Genomic DNA, 21,442 nt, shown 5'->3' with positions numbered 1-21,442 from the left:
TAAAGAAACTGCTTGAAATGGAGGTGGGCAAATGGCAGGAGATGTATTATCTCAATCAGAGATAGATGCGCTGCTTTCCGCAATATCAACCGGGGAAATGTCAGCTGATGATATAAAAAAAGAGGACGAGGTGCGTAAGGTTAAAGTGTATGACTTTAAACGTGCACTACGTTTCTCAAAAGATCAAATCCGAAGTTTGACCCGAATACATGAAAATTTTGCACGATTACTGACAACTTTCTTTTCTGCACAGCTGAGAAGCTATGTGCAGATTACTGTTGCATCAGTGGACCAAATACCATTTGAAGAGTTTGTACGTTCGATTCCGAATATGACACTCATTAATGTGTTTGAAGTGCCGCCATTAGATGGTAATATCTTAATGGAAATAAACCCAAACATTGCCTACTCTATGTTAGATCGTTTAATGGGCGGTAGTGGGGCGAGTCATAGTAATGTGGATAACTTAACAGAAATTGAAACTAAAATTATGACAAACCTTTTTGAACGCTCATTCGACAATTTACGCGAGGCATGGGAAAATGTTGCGGAAATTGATCCGATTTTAGTGGAGCTTGAGGTCAACCCTCAATTTTTACAAATGATTTCGCCAAATGAAACGGTTGTCGTTATTTCCTTAAATACGATAATCGGTGAGACAAGCGGTATGATCAATATTTGTATTCCGCATGTTGTATTGGAGCCTATTGTTCCAAATCTTTCTGTTCGCTACTGGATGCAGGCAAATACAAAAGAAATGTCTCCAGAGCAAACAAAGATGCTTGAAACAAGCGTGAAACAAGCACAACTACCGGTTTCTGTTGAACTAGGTATTACCGACATTACCATTGAGGATTTCCTCACTATGCAGATTGGGGATGTCATTCAATTAGAACAAAAAATTGAAGATCCATTACTATTAAAGGTAGGAACATTACCGAAATTTACGGTTCAACCAGGAAAACAAGGTAAAAAATTAGCAATCCAGATTATCGACCCTTTGAAAGGAGGAGACGAAGATGAGTGATGAAATGCTCTCCCAAGAAGAAATTGAAGCGTTATTAAGGGGCGAAACGTTGGAAGATAAAAACAGCGGCACTGAAGCTTCTACAAGTGAGGATATGAATGATTTAAGAGTAGAGGATTACCTCGATTCGTTTGCCCAAGATGCGTTAGGTGAAGTAGGAAATATATCTTTTGGAAGCTCTGCCACAGCGCTTTCAGCGTTATTAGGGCAAAAGGTAGATATTACTACCCCAAGTATTTCAATGATTAACCGAAATAAATTAGAAGAGGAATTTCCTCATCCTTATGTAGCCGTACAGGTTGAATATACAATCGGATTAACAGGTATGAATTTACTCGTTATTAAGCAATCTGATGCAGCGATAATTGCTGATTTAATGTTAGGTGGAGATGGCTTAAATCCGAAACCAGATTTAGGTGAGATTCAGCTAAGTGCCGTGCAAGAAGCTATGAATCAAATGATGGGTTCTGCGGCTACTTCAATGTCGACAGTATTTAATAAAAAAGTGGATATTTCTCCACCCACTATCGATTTAATGAATATTTCTCAAAATGAAGGACGAGAAAATATTCCTGAAGATGATTTACTCGTAAAAGTATCGTTCAGATTGAGAATTGGTAATTTAATTGATTCGAATATCATGCAATTATTACCGCTGAAATTTAGTCAAAACATTGTCAAATCTTTATTAGGAGAAACAGAATCAATCGAGGAACCTGTGGCTGCAACACTAGTACCTGAAGCGCCAGTAGCACCGTCGCCTGTCCAACAACAAGCGCCTATGCAACCACAAGCACCTGTAACACCGCCACCTGCGCAGCCAGTATATCAACAGCAGCCAGCGCCGGTGCAGCAACCAATGTATCAAGAGCAACAGCCGATTCCGCAAGCAACAAGACCTGTTCAACCGGTCAATGTTCAACAAGCACAGTTTGCTAGTTTTGATCCGAACGTTATCTCGCAATCTGAAGCTAGAAATTTAAATATGCTACTTGATATTCCATTGCAAGTTACTGTAGAGTTAGGACGTACAAAGCGTTCTGTAAAAGAGATATTAGAACTATCTAGTGGTTCGATTATTGAACTAGATAAATTAGCTGGTGAACCAGTTGATATTTTAGTTAATAGCCGTTTAATAGCTAAAGGTGAAGTCGTTGTTATTGATGAAAACTTCGGTGTCCGTATTACAGATGTTTTAAGTCAAGCAGAGCGTTTGAATAATTTAAGATAGTTTCAATTGGAGGAGTTAACCATGTCTAAAAGAATTTTGATTGTAGACGATGCTGCATTCATGCGCATGATGATCAAGGATATTTTATCGAAGAATGGATTTGAAGTTGTTGGGGAGGCAGCTGATGGTTTGCAGGCTGTTGAAAAGTACAACGAATTAAAGCCAGATTTAGTAACAATGGATATTACAATGCCAGAGATGGACGGTATTGCAGCTCTTAAAGCAATTAAGGGTTCACATCCAAATGCAACTGTCATTATGTGTTCAGCAATGGGACAACAAGCAATGGTAATCGATGCAATTCAAGCAGGTGCGAAAGACTTTATTGTGAAACCTTTCCAAGCTGATCGTGTAATTGAAGCGATTCAAAAAGCTCTAGGATGATTGAATGCAAATGTTAAAATCATTTCGTCTAACGATGATTTTCGCATTTCTTGTATCCTTCCTGTTTTTGTACCCTACAACGACTTCTGTATATGCAGAATCTGACACGAATTTTGTGAGTGACTGCATTAAAGGAGATTGTAAAGAAGATAGTACTCCAGCTGCTAAGAAAGATTCAGATATACCAGCGGCTGGAGGCTTATCTGCGTGGGAATACATAAAAATGGTTTTGGCGCTTATTTTTGTTGTAGCTTTATTTTATGGATTAATGAAGTTTTTAAATAAAAGAAATTTAAACTTTCAACGTAATCAATTAGTACAAAATTTAGGCGGTTTATCACTAGGTGCCCAAAAGTCAGTACAACTATTACAAGTAGGTAAAACACTTTATTTAGTTGGGATCGGTGAGGATGTCCAGCTATTACGTGAAATTACTGATCCCGATGAAGTTGCAACACTTTTAGCACTATATAATGAACGACAAGAACTTGCAGCAACATCACCGTATATTGCAGAAGTATTATCTAAGTTTAAGAGAAAAAATAATGAGAGTTCATCCGTACAGCAAAAACAAACCTCTTTTGGTGAGCTGTTCGAAAAAAAGATTTCCGAAATTAAACAGGAGCGCAATGAAGAACTGGAGAAATGGAAGCAAAAGGAGAATGATGATAAATGAATGATGTAATCAGTATTTTTTCCAACAGCGACCCGACAAATGTCTCCAGCTCTGTGAAGCTTCTATTACTGTTAACAGTTCTTTCACTGGCACCGAGTATTTTAATTTTGATGACATCGTTTACACGAATTGTTATTGTGTTATCGTTTACGCGTACTGCATTGGCGACACAGCAAATGCCACCAAACCAGGTCATTGTAGGTCTTGCTTTATTTTTAACTTTCTTTATCATGGCCCCAACATTTCAAGAGGTCAACAAAGAGGCATTACAGCCATTGTTTTCTGAGGAAATTGGCATTGAAGAAGCGTATGATCGTGCCAGTGAGCCTTTTAAAGAGTTTATGAGTAAGCATACAAGGCAAAAGGATCTTGATTTATTTTTAAAGTATAATAAGGCAGAAAAGCCAGCATCTGTAGAAGAAATTCCTCTTACAATGCTAGTACCTGCTTTTGCATTGAGTGAGATTAAAACAGCGTTTCAAATCGGCTTTATGATTTTTATTCCATTCCTAGTAATCGATATGATTGTCGCAAGTACGCTAATGTCGATGGGGATGATGATGTTACCACCGGTTATGATTTCATTGCCGTTTAAGATTTTATTATTTGTACTCGTGGATGGTTGGTATCTTGTGATGAAATCATTACTAGAAAGTTTTTAGGGGATGATACAGTATGACAGGTGAATTGGTTATTTCAATTGCAGAGCGTGCCATTATGATTATCCTTCTAACAAGCGGTCCGCTACTATTAGTTGCTTTAATCACTGGTTTAGCGGTAAGTATTTTTCAGGCAACAACATCGATTCAAGAGCAAACTTTAGCATTCGTTCCAAAAATCATCGCTGTATTTGCAGCCATCGTATTTTTCGGTCCTTGGATGTTATCACAAGTGACTAGCTATGCGAGAGACATTTTTGAGAATTTAACGCGTTATATAGGGTGAGAAGATGAATGAATTAATCCCGCATTTTACGGTTTTCTTATTAGTACTTGTGCGCGTATCGGCATTTTTTGTCACGGTGCCCTTTTTCTCGTACAGAACGATTCCGCCACAAGTTAAAATAACTCTCGCATTAGTTTTAGCTTGGATGATGTATTACACAATTGACGTCGAACCATTTGTATTTAATGGTGATTACATACTTTTAGTGATGAAAGAAGCGCTCATTGGACTGTTGCTCGGTTTAGTAGGCTATATCATCATGTCGGCAATTCAAATTGCCGGAAGCTTTATAGATTTTCAAATGGGTTTTGCCATTGCCAATATTATCGACCCGCAAACAGGTGCACAAAGTCCATTGATCGGACAATTTTTTAATACGCTAGCATTACTTTTCCTACTAGCTATCAATGGACATCATATGATTCTCGATGGAATTTATTATAGTTATCAATTTTTACCGATGGATCAAGGATTTCCTAATTTCGCAAATGAGGGTTATATAGAGTTTATCATCACAACATTTACAGCTGTTTTTGCGATTGCCTTTCAAATGGCTGCTCCTGTTGTAGCAACTTTATTTTTAGTCGACTTGGCGCTAGGGATCACAGCGAAAACTGTACCACAATTAAATATTTTTGTTGTCGGTTTTCCTATTAAAATAGGTGTTAGTTTTCTAGTATTATTTACAATGATGGCTGTAATGATTCAAGTTATTCAAAAGCTTATTACCATTATGATTTATGCTATGCGTGATGTAATGGCTATTTTAGGTGGTGGGTAAAATGAGGCTACTGCTGGATTTAGATTTACAGTATTTTGCGGGAGAAAAAACGGAAAAGGCGACACCTAAAAAACGACAAGATGCTCGAAAAAAAGGTCAGGTTGTTAAAAGTCAGGATATTTCCAGTGCAATTGTCATGCTCATGGTATTTATCTTTTTATTCTTCTTTGCAGGTTCACTGCGAGACGATCTTTTAGCTTTTTTCAGGCAAACTTTTATTCATAACATACGCGTAGAAACACTAACAATTGATAGTGTGATGAGCTTATTTACAGAAACATTAGTGCAAATGGCTTTTATTATTGTCCCAATAATGGGAATTGCATTTGTTGGAGCATTAGCAGGTAACTTCCTACAGTTCGGTTTCCTATTTACATTAGAGCCGATGAAGTTTGATTTAAAAAAAATGGACCCAATCAAAGGGTTGAAAAAAATATTTTCTGTAAAAGCCATTATAGAGCTTCTCAAGTCAGTATTAAAGATTGGCTTTATTGGTGGCGTTACGACAATTATCGTTTGGACGAATTTGCCGGAAGTTTTGGCGTTATCCTTTAAAAGCCCATGGATGACTCTTATTACAGTGGGTAAGCTTGTTGGTATCATGGGGATTGCTGCTTCGCTCGTCTTACTATGTGTATCCCTTTTAGACTGGATGTATCAAAAACATGATTACGAAAAAAATCTTAAAATGTCTAAACAAGACATTAAAGATGAATATAAAAATAGTGAGGGCGATCCGCTGATAAAATCGAAAATTAAACAACGCCAACGCGAAATGGCGATGCGTCGGATGATGTCAGAGGTTCCAAATGCCGATGTTGTCATAACAAACCCAACTCACTATGCGATTGCCATCAAATATGATGATGAAAGTATGGATGCCCCACGCATCGTTGCAAAGGGTACGGACTTTATCGCTCAAAAAATTAAACTGATTGCGAAAGAACATGATGTAGTTATGGTTGAAAATAGACCATTAGCACGGGCAATGTACGATCAAGTAGAAATTGGCGATCAAGTACCAGAAGAGTTTTTCAAAGCAATAGCAGAAGTGCTTGCTTATGTTTATCGAATTAAGCGGAAAATTTAAAGCTTTTAGTAGGAGGGACACAAATGAAAGTTCGCGATATAGGGGTATTAGGTGCGGTTATTTTAATCGTTGCGATGCTCATCATCCCTCTTCCTCCGTGGATGTTAAGTTTCTTAATCGTCATTAATATTACATTAGGATTAATAGTACTTTTAACAGCAATGAGTATGAAGGAAGCATTAGACTTTTCTATTTTTCCTTCAGTTATTTTATTGTTAACTTTGTTCCGGCTCGGACTGAGTGTTTCTACAACACGTGCCATCTTAGCAAAAGGTGATGCTGGTTCTGTTGTAGAAACGTTTGGGGACTTTGTAGTCGGCGGTAATGTGCTAGTTGGTTTAGTTGTATTCTTAATTCTTGTGTTAATTCAGTTTATCGTTATTACAAAAGGAGCGGAGCGTGTAGCTGAAGTAGCAGCACGTTTCACACTTGATGCGATGCCAGGTAAACAAATGAGTATTGATGCTGACTTAAATGCAGGAGTTATTTCTGAGCGGGAAGCACGTGAACGACGCGAGAAAGTAGCGGGTGAAGCGGACTTCTACGGAGCGATGGATGGTGCCACAAAGTTCGTAAAAGGGGATGCCATTGCCTCAATGGTCATGGTTATTATCAACTTATTATTTGGTATCATCATCGGTGTTGTGCAGATGGGGCTTCCATTTGCAGATGCAGCAAATCATTTTTCTAAGTTAACAGTGGGAGATGGTATTGTCTCACAAATTCCTGCGCTACTGATTTCTACAGCGACAGGGATTGTCGTAACGCGTGCATCTTCTAAAGGAAGTCTTGGTGAAGATATTACAGGACAGTTATTTGCCCAAGCAAAACTGCTTTATGTAGCGGGTGGAACAATACTTTTACTAGGATTTTTCACACCTATTCCCCTTTGGATAACAATTCCAATTGGAGGTTCACTAATTGCTGGTGCTTATATGATGGATCATAAAAAACCAGAGGATGAAGAAGAATTACTTGAGATTGAGGAAGAAGTGGCAACAGACGGCATGAAGAGCCCTGAAAACGTTGTGAATTTATTAAATGTGGACCCAATCGAGTTTGAGTTTGGCTATGGTTTAATACCGTTAGTAGATGCTGCACAAGGCGGCGATTTATTAGATCGAGTTATAATGATACGTCGACAGTTAGCATTAGAATTAGGGATTGTCATTCCAGTTGTCCGTATTCGCGATAATATTCAATTACAACCAAATGAATATCGAATTAAAATAAAGGGTAATGAAATGGCACGTGGTGAACTTCTGCTTGATCATTATTTAGCAATGAGTCCAGGAGATGATGATACTATCGAAGGAATTGACACGGTTGAACCGTCATTTGGCCTACCTGCAAAATGGATTACGGAGCAAGTGAAAGAGGATGCCGAAATGTTTGGCTACACAGTTGTTGACCCACCGAGTGTTGTGTCGACTCACTTAACGGAAATGATTCGTGCAAATGCTTATGAATTACTCGGTCGTCAAGAGACGAAGCAGTTAATCGATCATTTACGTGAAACGCATCCAATTTTAGTTGAAGAGTTAACACCTGCTCCATTATCGACTGGAGAAATTCAAAAGGTACTAGGTAAACTTCTACGAGAAAATGTGTCAGTGCGAAACTTACCAATTATTTTTGAGACTCTAGCAGACTATGCAAAATTAACGAGTGATACCGATATATTAACTGAGTATGTACGTCAAGCATTGGCACGTCAAATTACTTCTCAATACGTAGGGGACAGCTCGTCATTAAAAGTTATTACTGTTTCCGGTAAAGTAGAAAAATTAATTGCTGATAGTATTCAACAAACGGATCATGGAAATTATTTAGCGATGGATCCACAAGATTCTCAAACGATTTTAGAGACCATTGCTGCAGAAGTGGAACGCGTTTCCTTTATGGAACAATCTGCTATTATTTTATGCTCTCCAGCAGTTCGTATGTATTTACGTCAACTTACGGAGCGCTATTTCCCGCAAATTCCAGTTCTATCTTACAACGAACTTGATGCTACGGTTGAAATTCAAAGTGTTGGGGTGGTGAATGTTGAATGAAAATGAAAAAATATTATGCATCCTCCATACCAGAAGCGATGAAGCTTGTGCGTGCTGAATTAGGTGAGGACGCTGTCATTTTGAACTCAAAAGTAGTCGTTACAAAAAAGTTTTTTGGAATCATTAAAAAGAAGAGCTTTGAAGTTGTTGCAGGTATTGATTCAATGGAGCCAAGTAATATGGCTCCAGCACCTGTAGCTTTACCTACATCAACAACTAAACATGAAAGTGCAAGGTTACAAGAGATTACGAACGCTGTTCAAGCTAAAATACACCAAGTACAGCCGCAGAATGATGCGCCCTTATATGGGGAAGCCAGCATTTCTGAAGATTTGAGGAAGGAAATTGCAGATTTAAAATCTTTAATGCATTCGATGCATAAGAAGACTATCCAAGATCAATATCCAGATGAACTCTTATCCTTCATTGAATACTTAAGACAGCAAGAGCTAAGTGAGGAGCTCATCACAACGATTGGTGATGAGCTTTTTACGCATGTCAAAGAAGCGTCAGACATCAATTTTTCTCAATGTAAGATGATTACGAAAAGCTTATTGCGCAAAGAGTTAGAGGATCTACCAGTTGGAGGTATATCCTATGAAAAAAAATATATTAATGTGTTAGGACCAACAGGTGTCGGCAAGACTACGACAATTGCTAAAATGGCTGCTAGAGCAGTTTTAGAAAAAAAGAAAAAAGTAGGATTTATCACGACAGATACTTACCGTATTGCCGCAATTGAGCAACTAAAAACGTATGCTGGACTGTTACAGGCTCCTGTTGAAATTGCTTATAATGCAACAGATTTTGAACAAGCAATCCACCGATTGGCCCATTTAGATATAGTGTTTATAGATACGGCAGGCCGCAATTATAAAGAGGTAAAATATGTAGACGATTTACAGCGTCTTATAAAATTTGATGATCAAGCAGAGTCCTTCTTAGTACTTGCAATGACAACAAAAGAAAAGGACATGGCAAACATTATCGAGCAATTTAAGCAATTACCAATTGAAAAATTCATTTTTACAAAGATTGATGAAACAAATTCTATTGGCACAATGATTAATTTAATGATTAAATATAATAAGGGACTTGCTTACTATACGAATGGTCAAGAAGTACCAGAAGATATTGAAGAAGCTGATCTAGAAGCAGTACTAAATTTATTTTTTCAAGGTGAAGAAAAATGAGAGACCAAGCTGAAACATTACGCTTGAAAATGTTGAAACAGCAGGGTGAATTAGGTAGGGCAATTGCGGTTGTAAGCGGCAAAGGTGGGGTTGGTAAAAGTAACTTCACGACGAATTTTGCCATTACATTGGCCAATAAAGGGAAAAAAGTTGTCATCGTTGATATGGATATTGGTATGGGCAATATCAATATTTTAATCGGAAAAAATGTTTCTTATAGTTTAAAAGATTACTTGGAAGGAAATGAGTTACTGGATGATGTAATATTTGAAGGTCCTTACAATTTAAGGTATATTTCAGGTGGGTCTGGTATGTCGGGCGTCTTAGAATGGTCAGAGGCAATGTTTGAACGACTCGTTCACGCATTTGAGCAACTCCAACAAACCTTTGATTACATTTTGTTCGATATGGGAGCAGGAGCTACTAATTGGTCATTAGATTTATTAACGTCTATAGATGAAATTATTGTTTTATCTACGGCAGAGCCAACATCGATAACAGACGCTTATTCAATGATGAAATATATTCATATGCGAGATGCGGACAAGCAATTTTATGTACTCTGTAACCGAGCTTATAGTAAAGAAGAAGGACTGGAAACCAATGAGCGACTAAAGCTTACGATGAAACGGTTTTTGGACAAAGAGGTTACGATACTAGGCTCATTACCTGAAGATTCTGCTGTGCGTAAGGCTGTGCGTGAGCAGGTGCCTTTTTCACTTGCCTATCCAGACGCACTTATTACAAAGACACTTCAACTTATAGTGGCGCGTTTTATGGAGCACCGTGTGGAAGAAGTTCATGCACATGATCAGTCAGCAGGTAAATTTTTAACAAAATTAAGAAATATTTTTTCGAAAGGACGTGATTAATTGGACTTTTTACATAAAAGCAAGCTATTAGTTGTTGATGATTCTGCTTTTATGAGAAAGCTAATTAGTGACTTTTTTGTTGGCAACTCGAAGGTTGAAGTAGTTGGAACAGCACGAAATGGGAAAGATGCGGTAAAAAAGATTCAAACATTGCAGCCAACAGTTGTGACGATGGATATTGAGATGCCTGAAATGAATGGGCTTGATGCTTTAAAAGAAATTATGACTGTATGTCCAGTACCTGTTGTTATGCTCTCTAGTACAACTCAACGAGGAGCAGAAAATGCCTTATCAGCAATTGAATTTGGGGCAGTAGATTTTGTCGCAAAGCCGAGCGGATCAATTTCTCTTGATTTACATAAAATCCAAACTGAACTTGTCCACAAGGTTGAACAAGCATCATTGGTACCTATTTCAAAATTAAAGAAACCTTCTAGTACTAAAAGACAACAAGAACAGCCATTACAAGCGAGTATCATTAGAAGAAATTCACTTAGTGAAGACAGGGTGACTCCTTCTGTCAATGTTTTTCCGACAAGGGCAGAACTATCAAAGTCACCTGTAGAATGGAGTAAAGTAGGTCGGAAAATTGTACTGATAGGTACCTCCACAGGCGGGCCTAGAGCTTTACAAGAAGTAATTACCAAAATCCCAAAATCAATTCAAGCTCCCATTTTAATTGTCCAGCATATGCCTGCAGGATTTACAAAATCTCTTGCTAATCGTCTGGATCAATTGAGTGAAATTACCGTAAAAGAAGCTGAGCAAGGTGATATTCTGCAAAATGGAGTAGCGTATATTGCCCCTGGTGGGTATCATTTAAAACTTAGAAAAATAGGTACTTCCTTTGGTATAGTCCTTGATAATGATGAACCACCTAGATCTGGACATCGACCTTCAGTAGATGTGATGTTTGAAGACGTGAGCCAATTTAAAGATTTTGATAAAGTGGCTGTTATTATGACGGGCATGGGCCATGATGGGTCTAACGGACTAAAAGTACTAAAAAGTACTGGAAATGTGATGGCAATCGCTGAGTCAGCAGAAACTTGCATTGTGTATGGTATGCCGAAAGCGGCAGTGGAAACGCAGCTTGTCGATGAAGTAGCAGATGTAGATGATATTGCACAAACAATAATGAAATATTTGCCTTAAAGGGGTGTCCTCTTATGGAAGTCAATCAATATTTAGAGATGTTTATTGAAGAAAGTAAAGACCATTTACAAGCATGTAGTGAACATTTATTAGAACTAGAAAAAAATCCAGATGATTTGGCGATTGTCGGAGAAATTTTCCGCTCTGCGCATACATTAAAAGGTATGTCTGCGACAATGGGCTTTGAAGATTTAGCGGATTTAACTCATAAAATGGAAAATGTGTTGGACGCGATCCGAAACGAAAAAATCCATGTATCTCCTGAAATTTTAGATGTTGTTTTTGAGTCTGTAGACCATCTAGAAGAAATGGTGATGGACATTGCGAATGGCGGAGATGGAAAACGTGATGTATCTTCAACTGTTGCTCAATTAAAGCGTATTGAATTAGGTGAAGAAGCGATTCCTGAAGTGGTAGGAACTACTGAGACACCAACTACAGCTGTAGCAAGTACATTAGAGTATGACGGCTTTGAGCAAACAGTTATTTCACAATCTGCTGAGCAAGGTTTCAATGCATTTGAAATTTCAGTGAAATTACGTGAGGACTGTCTTTTAAAAGCAGCACGAGTATTTATGGTGTTTGAGATTTTAGAAAAAGATGGGGAAGTTATTAAATCAAGTCCATCTGTTGAAAAGCTTGAAGACGAACAGTTCGATCAACAATTTTACGTAGCTTTTGTAACAAAAGAATCTGCTGAAGATATGCAGAAAAAGATTATGAAAGTTTCAGAAGTTGATGAAGTGATTGTCGCCGCTATAGAGCCAAAGCAACATAGTGAAAAAGGACAAGCCATTCAAGAAGTAGCAGCAACGGTAGAAGTAGAGGCTAAACCTGCTACGGATCCAGAAAAAAATAATGCAGCACCTAAACCTGCAACAGCAGCGGCTCCTGCTAAGGCGGATAAAAGCCATGCGCCTGTTGGTAATAAAACAATTCGTGTGAATATCGATCGACTTGATATATTAATGAATCTATTTGAAGAGCTTGTAATCGATCGAGGACGACTACAGTCTATTGCAACTGAGGTTAACCATGGAGAGTTAAATGAAACAGTAGAGCGCATGAGCCGCGTCATGGGTGATTTACAAACGATTATTTTAACGATGCGTATGGTTCCGGTTGAAACAGTATTCAATCGCTTCCCGAAAATGATTCGTCAGTTATCTCGTGATCTAAACAAGAAAATTAACCTCGAAATTATTGGTGCTGAAACAGAACTAGATCGTACAGTAATCGATGAAATTGGGGATCCACTTGTTCATTTAATTCGTAACTCTGTTGACCACGGTATTGAAAATCCTACGACTCGCCTTGCGAAAGGTAAGCCAGAAGAAGGAACAGTTGTATTGCGTGCTTATCATAGTGGTAACTATGTCTTCATTGAAATTGAAGATGATGGAGCAGGTATTAACCGTGAAAAAGTACTAGCGAAAGCCATTTCTAAAGGTATCGTTACACAAGAACAATCATTTTCGATGTCAGATAAGCAAATTAATGAGCTTATTTTGGCTTCAGGGTTTTCAACAGCAGATGTTATTTCTGACGTATCAGGTCGAGGTGTTGGATTAGATGTTGTTAAAACAACAATCGAATCATTGGGTGGAAATATTTCAATTGAATCTACACAAGATGTAGGCTCAGTATTCTCGATTCAATTACCTCTGACATTATCAATTATTTCTGTCATGTTAGTAGAAATCGAAAAAGAAATTTATGCAATTCCACTTTCATCAATTATTGAAACTTCAATTATCCGTTCGTCAGAAATTATGAATGCACATAATCAAAAAGTAATCGATTTCCGTGGCAAAGTAGTACCACTAGTATTTTTAGAAGAAATCTTTGAGGTACCTCGCAAAGAACCACAGGGTGACGAATTCCATTCAGTGGTCATCGTTCGAAAAGGTGAGAAACTTGCTGGTTTAGTTGTGGATTCATTCATTGGCCAACAAGAAATTGTGCTGAAATCATTAGGAAATTACTTAACGAATATCTTTGCAATTTCAGGTGCAACAATTTTAGGTAACGGGAAAGTTGCCTTAATCGTGGATTGTAACGCACTTATTAAATAAGGTGAATGAATAAGAGAGGTGTAAACAATGACAAACGCAGTGGAACAAGAAAGTATTAAAGTAATTGTTTTTCAACTAGCAGATAAAGAATATGCGATTCCAGTGTCACATGTACAAGGGATTGAAAAACTAATGCATATTACACGTGTACCGAAAACGGAAAAATACGTAAAAGGTGTTATTAACCTACGCGGTGTCGTAACGCCAATTGTTGATTTACGTGAACGATTTGAATTACCGATCTCTGAGCATGAAGAAACAACACGCATCATCATTATTTCATTAGAAGATATGGAAGTAGGTTTCGTCGTTGACTCTGCAAATGATGTGTTAGACATCCCAGCTGACTCGATTGAACCACAGCCTGAAGTAGTAGGTTCACTGGAAGAAGAGTTTATTTCAGGAGTAGCCAAAATAGATAAACGATTATTAATTTTATTGCATTTAGAGAAAGTATTAAATCCACTAAAGTAGGGATCGATAATGACATATAATCAAAAGATTACATCACTACATTTAGACGTATTAAAGGAAATTGGTAATATAGGTGCTGCGCATGCTGCGACAGCACTTTCCAATTTGCTTGGTAAAAAAATTGATATGCGAGTACCAAAGGTTGAAATGGTTTCCTTTAATGACATGATGGAGCTTGCAGGAGGATCTGAAAATGTCGTAGTAGGAATCTATTTACGCATTGAAGGTGATGCTGAAGGTAGTATGTTCTTTATCCTGCCAATTGAACAAGCAAATCGTTTTATCCGTCGTCTCATATTTGATGAATCATTCGACTTTAAAAAACGACCTGTTTCAGAGTTGGGGTTATCCGCTATGCAGGAAATGGGTAATATTTTATCCGGCTCTTATTTATCGGCATTGTCTGACTTTACGAGTTTGAAAATTTATCCAACTGTACCAGGACTAAGTGTTGACATGTTTGGTGCCATTATTAGTATTGGCTTGATTGAATTATCACACGTTAGCGATAATGTGATCGTCATAAACACATCCATTTTTGAAGACGGTGTAGAGGACCAGGAAACAGTAAGAGGTCATTTCTTCTTATTACCAGATCCAGACTCATTTGATGCTATTTTTAAAGCATTAGGAGTTTCATAAATGATGCTAAACAGTAGTGATGGCCAAGTTATAAAAGTTGGAATTGCACAAATGGATGTAGTAAAGTTACCAAATACGATAAGAACATCAGGTCTTGGGTCTTGTGTAGGAGTCATTTTATATGACGAATCAAAAAAAATTGCTGGTTTAATACATGTGATGTTGCCAGATTCGAGTTTAGGTAGACAAGAGTCAATAAATGTGGCTAAATTTGCTGACACAGGCATTGCGGCAATGATTGACTTATTAAAGTTAGAAGGCGTTCAAAAATTCAAGCTAAAGGCAAAAATTGCGGGTGGTGCGCAAATGTTTCAATTCACTTCAGATAAAGACTCCATGCGCATCGGCCCACGTAATGTAGAAGCTGTAAAGCATGAGCTGAAGCGTCATGGAATTCGTTTAGTTGCCGAAGACACAGGCGGCAACAGTGGTAGAACAATTGAATTTAATCCTGCGACGTCGACATTACATATTCGAACGGTTAACCAAGGAGTGAGCGAAATATAATGTTCGGTTCTATTTTTTATAACCTATGGGGTGCGTTAATTGCCTTTTCTATATATTTTTTTAGTACATTTCTAAAACCCTATACACCATTACGTATTATCGTAGGGTCATTTGTGGCGGGAATAATTATGTTTTTCGTCATGTATATTGTCAGATTTTTAATTGCTTACGTTTTATTCACACCTGAGGACGATGAAGAACTCGTTGAAGGTGAGCATGAAGAAAATGAATCTGAGAATCCAGAGGAAGAAAATCAAGAAGCACCGACGGCTAATTCAACCGTGGAGTTTCAAGATGAGAACTCGGAAGAGATTGCTCAGGCTGTACGAACGATGATGAATCGTGAGGCGGATCAACAATTAAATAATGCTTAAAAAAGGGAGTCGCAAGTAGCGGCTCTTTTTAGTTATCTTAATTCTTTTGCAAATTCTTATTTTATAGCTTAGGGTGTTTTAACGGATTTTGACTATATCCGAACTAACAGATACTGACACATAAATGTAAAGAATCTGTGATAGAGTACGAGAAACAAATGAAATTATAGTCGATTCTTGTTATAATATAGGAAAGAATTAGATGGGTTTTTATGTTAAGGTCTAATAACTAGTAACGCTTTGTTGTTTATGCCGAGGCATAATGTATTTTCTTTCAATAAATGTTTACGTAGCGAAAGTGAAACGTCAGTTACAAGTGTGTTCGTAACGAAAGTGAAACGTCAGTTACAAATGTTTTTTGTATTGATATAAGACAGTGGCAAACAGGCGCATAAATGCGTTTTTCTTAGAGAGGTGGATTACATGACACAACCAATTCTGAACGATGAACAAAAGCTGTGGAACCGCTGGATAAATGAACGTGATCCAGATGCAGGTGATTTGCTTATAAAAAAATATATTTCGCTAGTATCTTATCATGTACAACGTATTGGAGCGAGCTTACCAAAGAGTGTATCGCGAGACGATTTAATGAGCTTAGGTATGGTAGGTCTGTTTGATGCGTTGAATAAATTTGATATTAATAGAGACTTGAAATTTGATACATATGCTTCTTTTAGAGTAAGAGGAGCCATTATTGATGGTTTACGTAAAGAAGATTGGTTGCCACGGTCAGCACGTGAAAAGGCGAAAAAGTTAGATGTACAGATTGAGCAGTTAGAACAAAAATATATGCGTCATGTAACACCTGAGGAACTTGCGGAACATATGGCTTTACCTGTTGAGGACGTTTACCAAACTGTACAGGAGCATTTCTTCTCAAATGTTCTTTCCATTAATGAGCAGCAAGATCAAGAGGAGACTGATGGAAAGTCATTTGTTATTCGTGATGATACGACGAAGACACCTGAGCAAGCTGTCGTTAAGTCAGAACTGCTTGGGGATTTAGCGGAAAATATCCAAAAGCTCAATGATAAGGAGCAGCTAGTACTTAGTTTGTTTTATACGGAGGAATTAACACTAACAGAAATTGGAGAAATGCTTGAATTATCTACATCACGTATTTCACAAATCCACTCTAAGGCGCTATTAAAGCTACGGAAATTATTAACTAATGAAATGATTAATGCATAATAATCCTTGTATACATATCGTTGAAGGAGGGGTCTTATGAGTTTAAAGGGTGTCGAACTACAAATAGCTATTCCCAAAACATTTGAAGCAGGAAAAATGGCTGATCAGGCACAACAACAAACTTTGGCTCAGCAAGCACATGCAAATGAAGCGTTAAAAAAAGAAGTAGAACGCAAGCAAAAAATTGTGAATACTTCAGAGGGTGCGGATGGGATAAGTGAAGATGAAGAAGCAGGTGGCGAGTATATAAAAGGTACTCGAAAAAAGAAAAATAAGGATAACGAGAAGCCAGAAACGCAAGCGCAGCATCCGTTTAAAGGGAATTTCGTGGATTTTAGTGGATAGGAGTTTACTATGACAATCATACTAATTGCGGTTCTATTTATTTTACAGCTACTTTCATTTTATTTCCTTATTATATTAAATACGAAGCTAGCAAAATTTAAGGACTTAGAAAAAAAACAGGAGCGCTTAATGCGTGAAATGGATGACACCATCAGTGTCTATTTAGCTGAGATGAAAGATGAAAATGATCGCCTCATTCAAGAGCTGCAAAGAGTTTCAAAGTCTGAAACTCAAACGAATGCTGTGGAACAGGAAGAACAGATTGTGAGACAACAGGAGAAGGAACAGCAACCTTCTCTGACAAAGGAAGGAAGCACAGTAGATGGTTCTATTGGTCTAGATCAGGAACCTCGCGTTTATGTGCCCAAAAATATCGTAGCCAATGCGTATTCACGCCAGCAGCAATCTGGAGCTAAAGCTGAAGCTAAGGTGGTACATTCGGCCCGACAAGCAAGTGAGGCAACCGAAAAGGAAGAAGCTAAGCCATTAACATTGGAACAACAAGCTATTAATTTAGCGAAACAAGGGAAAACATCAGAAGAAATTGCAAAACAGCTTCAAAAAGGAAAAACAGAAATCGAGCTTTTATTGAAATTTCACAACTAAAACAGTTGCGAATAGGGTAAAGCTATGATATAGTTGCAAATGGTGTTATTAATACACACGCATTTTGATGTAGTAAGTGGTGCTCTAAGCTTAGGGTAGCTTGTTGCAAGTGATAAATGCGGAGGATAAAAACCAAACATACTAGGAGGAAATACACATGTCAGTAATTTCTATGAAACAATTACTTGAAGCTGGTGTACATTTCGGTCACCAAACTCGTCGTTGGAACCCAAAAATGAAGAAATATATCTTCGTTGAGCGTAACGGGATCTACATCATCGACTTACAAAAAACTGTTAAAAAATTAGAGGAAGCTTATGACTTCATGCGTCAAGTTGGTCAAGACGGTGGTAAAGTTCTTTTCGTTGGTACGAAAAAACAAGCACAAGAAGCGATCAAAGATGAAGCTGAACGTTCAGGCAACTACTACATCAACCAACGTTGGTTAGGTGGTACTCTTACAAACTTCGGTACTATTCAAAAACGTGTTGCACGTATGAAAGCAATCGAAAAAATGGAAGAAGATGGAACTTTCGAAGTTCTTCCTAAAAAAGAAGTAATCCAACTTAAAAAAGAACACGAACGTCTAATCAAATTCTTAGGCGGTATCCGTGATATGCACGCTCTTCCAGACGTAATGTTCGTGGTTGACCCACGTAAAGAACGCATTGCTGTTGCAGAAGCTATTAAATTAAACATCCCTCTAGTAGGTATTGTTGATACAAACTGTGATCCAGATGAAATCGACTACGTAATCCCTGCTAATGACGATGCTATTCGCGCTGTTAAACTTTTAACTGCTAAAATGGCTGACGCTTTAATCGAGTCAAAACAAGGTGAAGAAGAAGCTCCAGCTGTAGAAGCTGCTGCTGAGTAATTCACGTTTAGAAAAAGGTGATAAGTGGCTCAGGACCCTTATCACCTTTTTTAGAACCTATCACTAAAATTTGTACAACCAATTTGAGGAGGAAACACTAAATGGCAAACATTACTGCACAATTAGTAAAAGAATTACGCGAAAAAACTGGCGCTGGAATGATGGATTGTAAAAAAGCGTTAGTACAAACTGATGGCGATTTAGATGCTGCAATCGATTTCCTACGTGAAAAAGGTCTTTCTTCAGCTGCTAAAAAAGCTGACCGTATCGCTGCAGAAGGTACAACTTATATCTTAGAACAAGGTAACGAAGCAATCATCCTTGAAGTAAACGCTGAAACTGACTTCGTTTCTAAAAACGAAAAATTCCAAGTGTTAGTTGCTTCTTTAGCTGAGCAATTACTTGCTGCTAAACCTGCAACAGTTGAAGCTGCATTAGAGCTTGCAAATGCTGAAGGTGTGAAAATTGCTGACCAAATTTCAACTGCAGTTGCAACAATCGGTGAAAAAATCACTCTTCGTCGTTACGAAGTGAAAACAAAAACTGATGCAGATGCATTCGGTTCTTATTTACACATGGGCGGTCGTATCGGTGTGTTAGTTACTTTAGAAGGTTCTGCAGATGCTTCTGCTGCAAAAGATGTTGCAATGCATATCGCTGCTATTAACCCTACTTACGTTTCTCGCGATGAAGTTTCTGCTGAAGAAGTTGAACGTGAGCGTAAAGTATTAACTGAACAAGCTCTTAACGAAGGTAAACCAGAAAACATCGTAGCAAAAATGGTTGAAGGTCGTCTTGGTAAATACTTCGAAGATGTTTGCTTACTTGACCAAACATTCGTTAAAAACTCAGATCAAAAAGTACGTGATTTCGTTGCTTCAACTGGCGGTTCAGTAAACGGCTTCGTACGTTATGCTGTTGGTGAAGGTATCGAAAAACGTGAAGACAACTTCGCTGAAGAAGTAATGAGCCAAGTTAAAGGTAACTAATTTAGCTTGCATTTGATCCTAATCAAATAATAACTAGATTTTCTAGACAAAAAATGGGGAACACAACATAGCGTGTTCCCTATTTTTCCGAGATTAGCGAAAAAAAGTTAAAATTGGCTCGTCACCAAAAGTTGCGGATAACATTTATTAAACCGTATGCTATGTATATAAGTTGATCTTCGTTACGACTGGACGACTCCTTGGGATCAGCGATAGAGGAACGGAGGCTAAAACCATCACATCCTGTGATAACGCTTTCGTGACCAACATCATGCTGCTGCCGCTACGCTAGCACTACGCTTTCGCGTGAAAAACATCTGTTGGCCCAAGCGGCTCATCGGACGCCCCCAGGAAGCTCTGCTCTGCGCGAAAGCGCCTAGTCGGAACGGAAATCAACCAACTTTATCGTGTTGAGCCACATAATTTTCTATTTTGCCTTATTCATAACTAGAAATTATTGTTATTTATACTATAATGGAAAAGGGAATAGAGATTTTTTAAATAAAGTCTGACGGAGGTTTACAATGAGTGTGCCACAATATAAACGAGTAGTTATTAAATTAAGTGGTGAAGCGTTAGCTGGAGAAGCGGGCTTCGGTTTATCACCAAAAATAATCAAGGCTGTTGCAGAAGAAGTAAAAGAAGTAGTAGATCTTGATGTAGAAGTTGCTGTTGTTGTAGGTGGCGGTAATATATGGCGTGGAAAAATCGGTAGCGAAATGGGAATGGATCGTGCAGCAGCCGACTATATGGGTATGCTAGCAACGGTTATGAACTCTTTAGCGTTACAAGATGCACTGGAGAAATTAGGAATTGAAACACGTGTACAATCTTCAATTGTAATGACACAAGTAGCAGAGCCATATATTCGCCGTAAAGCAGTTCGTCATCTAGAGAAAAAACGTGTAGTAATTTTTGCAGCAGGTACAGGTAACCCATTCTTCTCTACGGATACTACAGCTGCATTACGAGCTGCTGAAATCGACGCAGATGCGATTTTAATGGCGAAAAATAATGTAGATGGTGTTTATTCTGCAGATCCGAAAGTAGATGCAACTGCCGTTAAATATGATACACTCACATACTTAGACGTTATTCAACAGGGCTTACAAGTAATGGATTCAACAGCTTCTACTCTATGTATGGATAACGATATTCCGTTAATTGTCTTCTCAATTACGGAACCAGGTAATATTAAACGTGCCGTACAAGGCGAGAAAATTGGAACAGTTGTTAGGAGGAATGTATAATGGCTAAACAAGTTTTAGAACAAGCTAAAGAAAAAATGAACAAAACAATTGCCGCTTTTTCACGTGAACTAGCTTCAATCCGTGCAGGTCGTGCAAATGCTTCTCTATTAGATCGCATTACGGTTGATTATTATGGTGCACCAACACCGATTAATCAGCTTGGAGGTGTTTCGGTACCAGAAGCGCGCTTATTAGTTATTACACCTTACGATAAAACAATCTTAGGTGAAATCGAAAAAGCAATCATGAAATCAGATATTGGTATTACACCAACAAATGATGGATCTGTTATTCGTTTAATGATCCCGGCTTTAACAGAAGAGCGTCGTAAAGATCTTGTGAAACAAGTGAAAAAAGAAGCAGAGGATGCAAAAATCGCTGTACGTAATGTTCGTCGTGATGCTAATGATGATCTGAAAAAACTTGAAAAAGCTGGCGAAATCACAGAAGATGGTCTACGTGGCTACGGTGAAGATATTCAAAAATTAACAGATGAATTCATTGTTAAAGTAGATCAAGTAACGAAAGAAAAAGAAAAAGAAATTTTAGAAGTGTAAGCATAATTTGCTTTGCATATCTATGATGGAACTTTTTGATGAGATGAAGGCGTCCTATACATATCAGGACGTCTTTTCTCTTTACTTTAAATGATTATGTAAAAGGTTTAGTAAAATGTTATACATAACTTTAATTGTTTT

Annotated in this window: 24 protein-coding genes; all 24 read left to right on the top strand. The window is 37.9% G+C overall.

From position 1 onward, the window contains the following. Window positions 1-31: 31 nt before the first annotated feature. The 24 genes from fliM to frr all read left to right on the top strand — a co-directional run bounded on the left by fliM (window position 32) and on the right by frr (window position 21,301). Window positions 32-1,027: a flagellar motor switch protein FliM gene (gene fliM, locus AC3WSK_RS00955; RefSeq protein WP_079560467.1), complete on the top strand. Its 996-nt coding sequence runs from the start codon at window positions 32-34 to the stop codon at window positions 1,025-1,027. Beyond that, on the top strand, window positions 1,020-2,258 hold the full coding sequence (gene fliY / locus AC3WSK_RS00950; protein WP_079560468.1) for a flagellar motor switch phosphatase FliY: 1,239 nt from the start codon (window positions 1,020-1,022) through the stop codon (window positions 2,256-2,258). Before fliM ends, fliY begins: the two co-directional genes overlap by 8 nt. Before the next feature lie 21 nt (window positions 2,259-2,279). Beyond that, entirely contained in the window at window positions 2,280-2,642 is a 363-nt protein-coding gene (locus tag AC3WSK_RS00945; protein WP_079560469.1) for a response regulator, read from the top strand. A gap of 4 nt (window positions 2,643-2,646) precedes the next feature. Then, complete coding sequence (locus AC3WSK_RS00940) at window positions 2,647-3,318, top strand: flagellar biosynthetic protein FliO (RefSeq protein ID WP_079560470.1); 672 nt, start codon at window positions 2,647-2,649, stop codon at window positions 3,316-3,318. Continuing rightward, a complete protein-coding gene (gene fliP, locus AC3WSK_RS00935; protein ID WP_079560471.1) occupies window positions 3,315-3,980 on the top strand; it encodes a flagellar type III secretion system pore protein FliP in 666 nt (221 codons plus the stop codon). The genes AC3WSK_RS00940 and fliP overlap by 4 nt, the downstream gene beginning before the upstream one ends. A gap of 13 nt (window positions 3,981-3,993) precedes the next feature. Continuing rightward, window positions 3,994-4,263: a flagellar biosynthesis protein FliQ gene (gene fliQ, locus AC3WSK_RS00930; RefSeq protein ID WP_079560472.1), complete on the top strand. Its 270-nt coding sequence runs from the start codon at window positions 3,994-3,996 to the stop codon at window positions 4,261-4,263. A gap of 4 nt (window positions 4,264-4,267) precedes the next feature. After that, a complete protein-coding gene (gene fliR / locus AC3WSK_RS00925; RefSeq protein ID WP_079560473.1) occupies window positions 4,268-5,044 on the top strand; it encodes a flagellar biosynthetic protein FliR in 777 nt (258 codons plus the stop codon). Window position 5,045: 1 nt separating this feature from the next. After that, window positions 5,046-6,134 (top strand): flagellar biosynthesis protein FlhB, encoded by a 1,089-nt coding sequence (gene flhB / locus AC3WSK_RS00920; RefSeq protein WP_079560474.1) that lies wholly within the window; start codon window positions 5,046-5,048, stop codon window positions 6,132-6,134. A 23-nt stretch (window positions 6,135-6,157) separates the two neighbouring features. Next, the gene (gene flhA / locus AC3WSK_RS00915; RefSeq protein WP_492411461.1) at window positions 6,158-8,191 is read left to right on the top strand and encodes a flagellar biosynthesis protein FlhA; all 2,034 of its coding nucleotides are present in this window, start codon (window positions 6,158-6,160) and stop codon (window positions 8,189-8,191) included. Further along, entirely contained in the window at window positions 8,188-9,384 is a 1,197-nt protein-coding gene (gene flhF / locus AC3WSK_RS00910) for a flagellar biosynthesis GTPase FlhF (protein ID WP_079560476.1), read from the top strand. The genes flhA and flhF overlap by 4 nt, the downstream gene beginning before the upstream one ends. Further along, complete coding sequence (locus tag AC3WSK_RS00905; RefSeq protein WP_427482578.1) at window positions 9,381-10,256, top strand: MinD/ParA family protein; 876 nt, start codon at window positions 9,381-9,383, stop codon at window positions 10,254-10,256. The genes flhF and AC3WSK_RS00905 overlap by 4 nt, the downstream gene beginning before the upstream one ends. Then, complete coding sequence (locus AC3WSK_RS00900) at window positions 10,257-11,411, top strand: protein-glutamate methylesterase/protein-glutamine glutaminase (protein ID WP_427482580.1); 1,155 nt, start codon at window positions 10,257-10,259, stop codon at window positions 11,409-11,411. It begins immediately after the preceding gene. Window positions 11,412-11,425: 14 nt separating this feature from the next. Beyond that, complete coding sequence (locus AC3WSK_RS00895; RefSeq protein ID WP_492411458.1) at window positions 11,426-13,486, top strand: chemotaxis protein CheW; 2,061 nt, start codon at window positions 11,426-11,428, stop codon at window positions 13,484-13,486. A gap of 27 nt (window positions 13,487-13,513) precedes the next feature. Further along, window positions 13,514-13,960 carry a chemotaxis protein CheW gene (locus AC3WSK_RS00890; protein ID WP_079560480.1) on the top strand — a complete coding sequence of 149 codons (447 nt, stop codon included), beginning with the start codon at window positions 13,514-13,516 and terminating at the stop codon, window positions 13,958-13,960. A 9-nt stretch (window positions 13,961-13,969) separates the two neighbouring features. Further along, on the top strand, window positions 13,970-14,602 hold the full coding sequence (locus AC3WSK_RS00885; RefSeq protein ID WP_079560481.1) for a chemotaxis protein CheC: 633 nt from the start codon (window positions 13,970-13,972) through the stop codon (window positions 14,600-14,602). A 3-nt stretch (window positions 14,603-14,605) separates the two neighbouring features. Continuing rightward, window positions 14,606-15,109: a chemotaxis protein CheD gene (locus tag AC3WSK_RS00880; RefSeq protein ID WP_079560865.1), complete on the top strand. Its 504-nt coding sequence runs from the start codon at window positions 14,606-14,608 to the stop codon at window positions 15,107-15,109. Then, complete coding sequence (locus AC3WSK_RS00875; RefSeq protein ID WP_079560482.1) at window positions 15,109-15,483, top strand: hypothetical protein; 375 nt, start codon at window positions 15,109-15,111, stop codon at window positions 15,481-15,483. Before AC3WSK_RS00880 ends, AC3WSK_RS00875 begins: the two co-directional genes overlap by 1 nt. A gap of 423 nt (window positions 15,484-15,906) precedes the next feature. After that, window positions 15,907-16,677, top strand: coding sequence for a FliA/WhiG family RNA polymerase sigma factor (locus tag AC3WSK_RS00870; RefSeq protein ID WP_079560483.1), 771 nt, complete (start codon window positions 15,907-15,909; stop codon window positions 16,675-16,677). Window positions 16,678-16,713: 36 nt separating this feature from the next. Beyond that, the gene (locus AC3WSK_RS00865; protein ID WP_427482584.1) at window positions 16,714-17,022 is read left to right on the top strand and encodes an RNA polymerase subunit sigma; all 309 of its coding nucleotides are present in this window, start codon (window positions 16,714-16,716) and stop codon (window positions 17,020-17,022) included. Between the two features lie 9 nt (window positions 17,023-17,031). Then, window positions 17,032-17,628 (top strand): DUF6115 domain-containing protein, encoded by a 597-nt coding sequence (locus tag AC3WSK_RS00860; RefSeq protein ID WP_427482586.1) that lies wholly within the window; start codon window positions 17,032-17,034, stop codon window positions 17,626-17,628. Between the two features lie 157 nt (window positions 17,629-17,785). Then, complete coding sequence (gene rpsB / locus AC3WSK_RS00855) at window positions 17,786-18,505, top strand: 30S ribosomal protein S2 (protein WP_049668466.1); 720 nt, start codon at window positions 17,786-17,788, stop codon at window positions 18,503-18,505. Between the two features lie 101 nt (window positions 18,506-18,606). Further along, window positions 18,607-19,494: a translation elongation factor Ts gene (tsf, locus tag AC3WSK_RS00850; protein WP_079560486.1), complete on the top strand. Its 888-nt coding sequence runs from the start codon at window positions 18,607-18,609 to the stop codon at window positions 19,492-19,494. Between the two features lie 524 nt (window positions 19,495-20,018). Beyond that, on the top strand, window positions 20,019-20,744 hold the full coding sequence (gene pyrH / locus AC3WSK_RS00845; RefSeq protein WP_079560487.1) for a UMP kinase: 726 nt from the start codon (window positions 20,019-20,021) through the stop codon (window positions 20,742-20,744). Further along, the gene (frr, locus tag AC3WSK_RS00840; RefSeq protein WP_079560488.1) at window positions 20,744-21,301 is read left to right on the top strand and encodes a ribosome recycling factor; all 558 of its coding nucleotides are present in this window, start codon (window positions 20,744-20,746) and stop codon (window positions 21,299-21,301) included. Before pyrH ends, frr begins: the two co-directional genes overlap by 1 nt. Window positions 21,302-21,442: the final 141 nt, after the last annotated feature.

This window comes from Lysinibacillus sp. EB271-A1-10B, from assembly GCF_058791335.1.
This window is presented reverse-complemented; position numbering and strand designations above follow the sequence as displayed.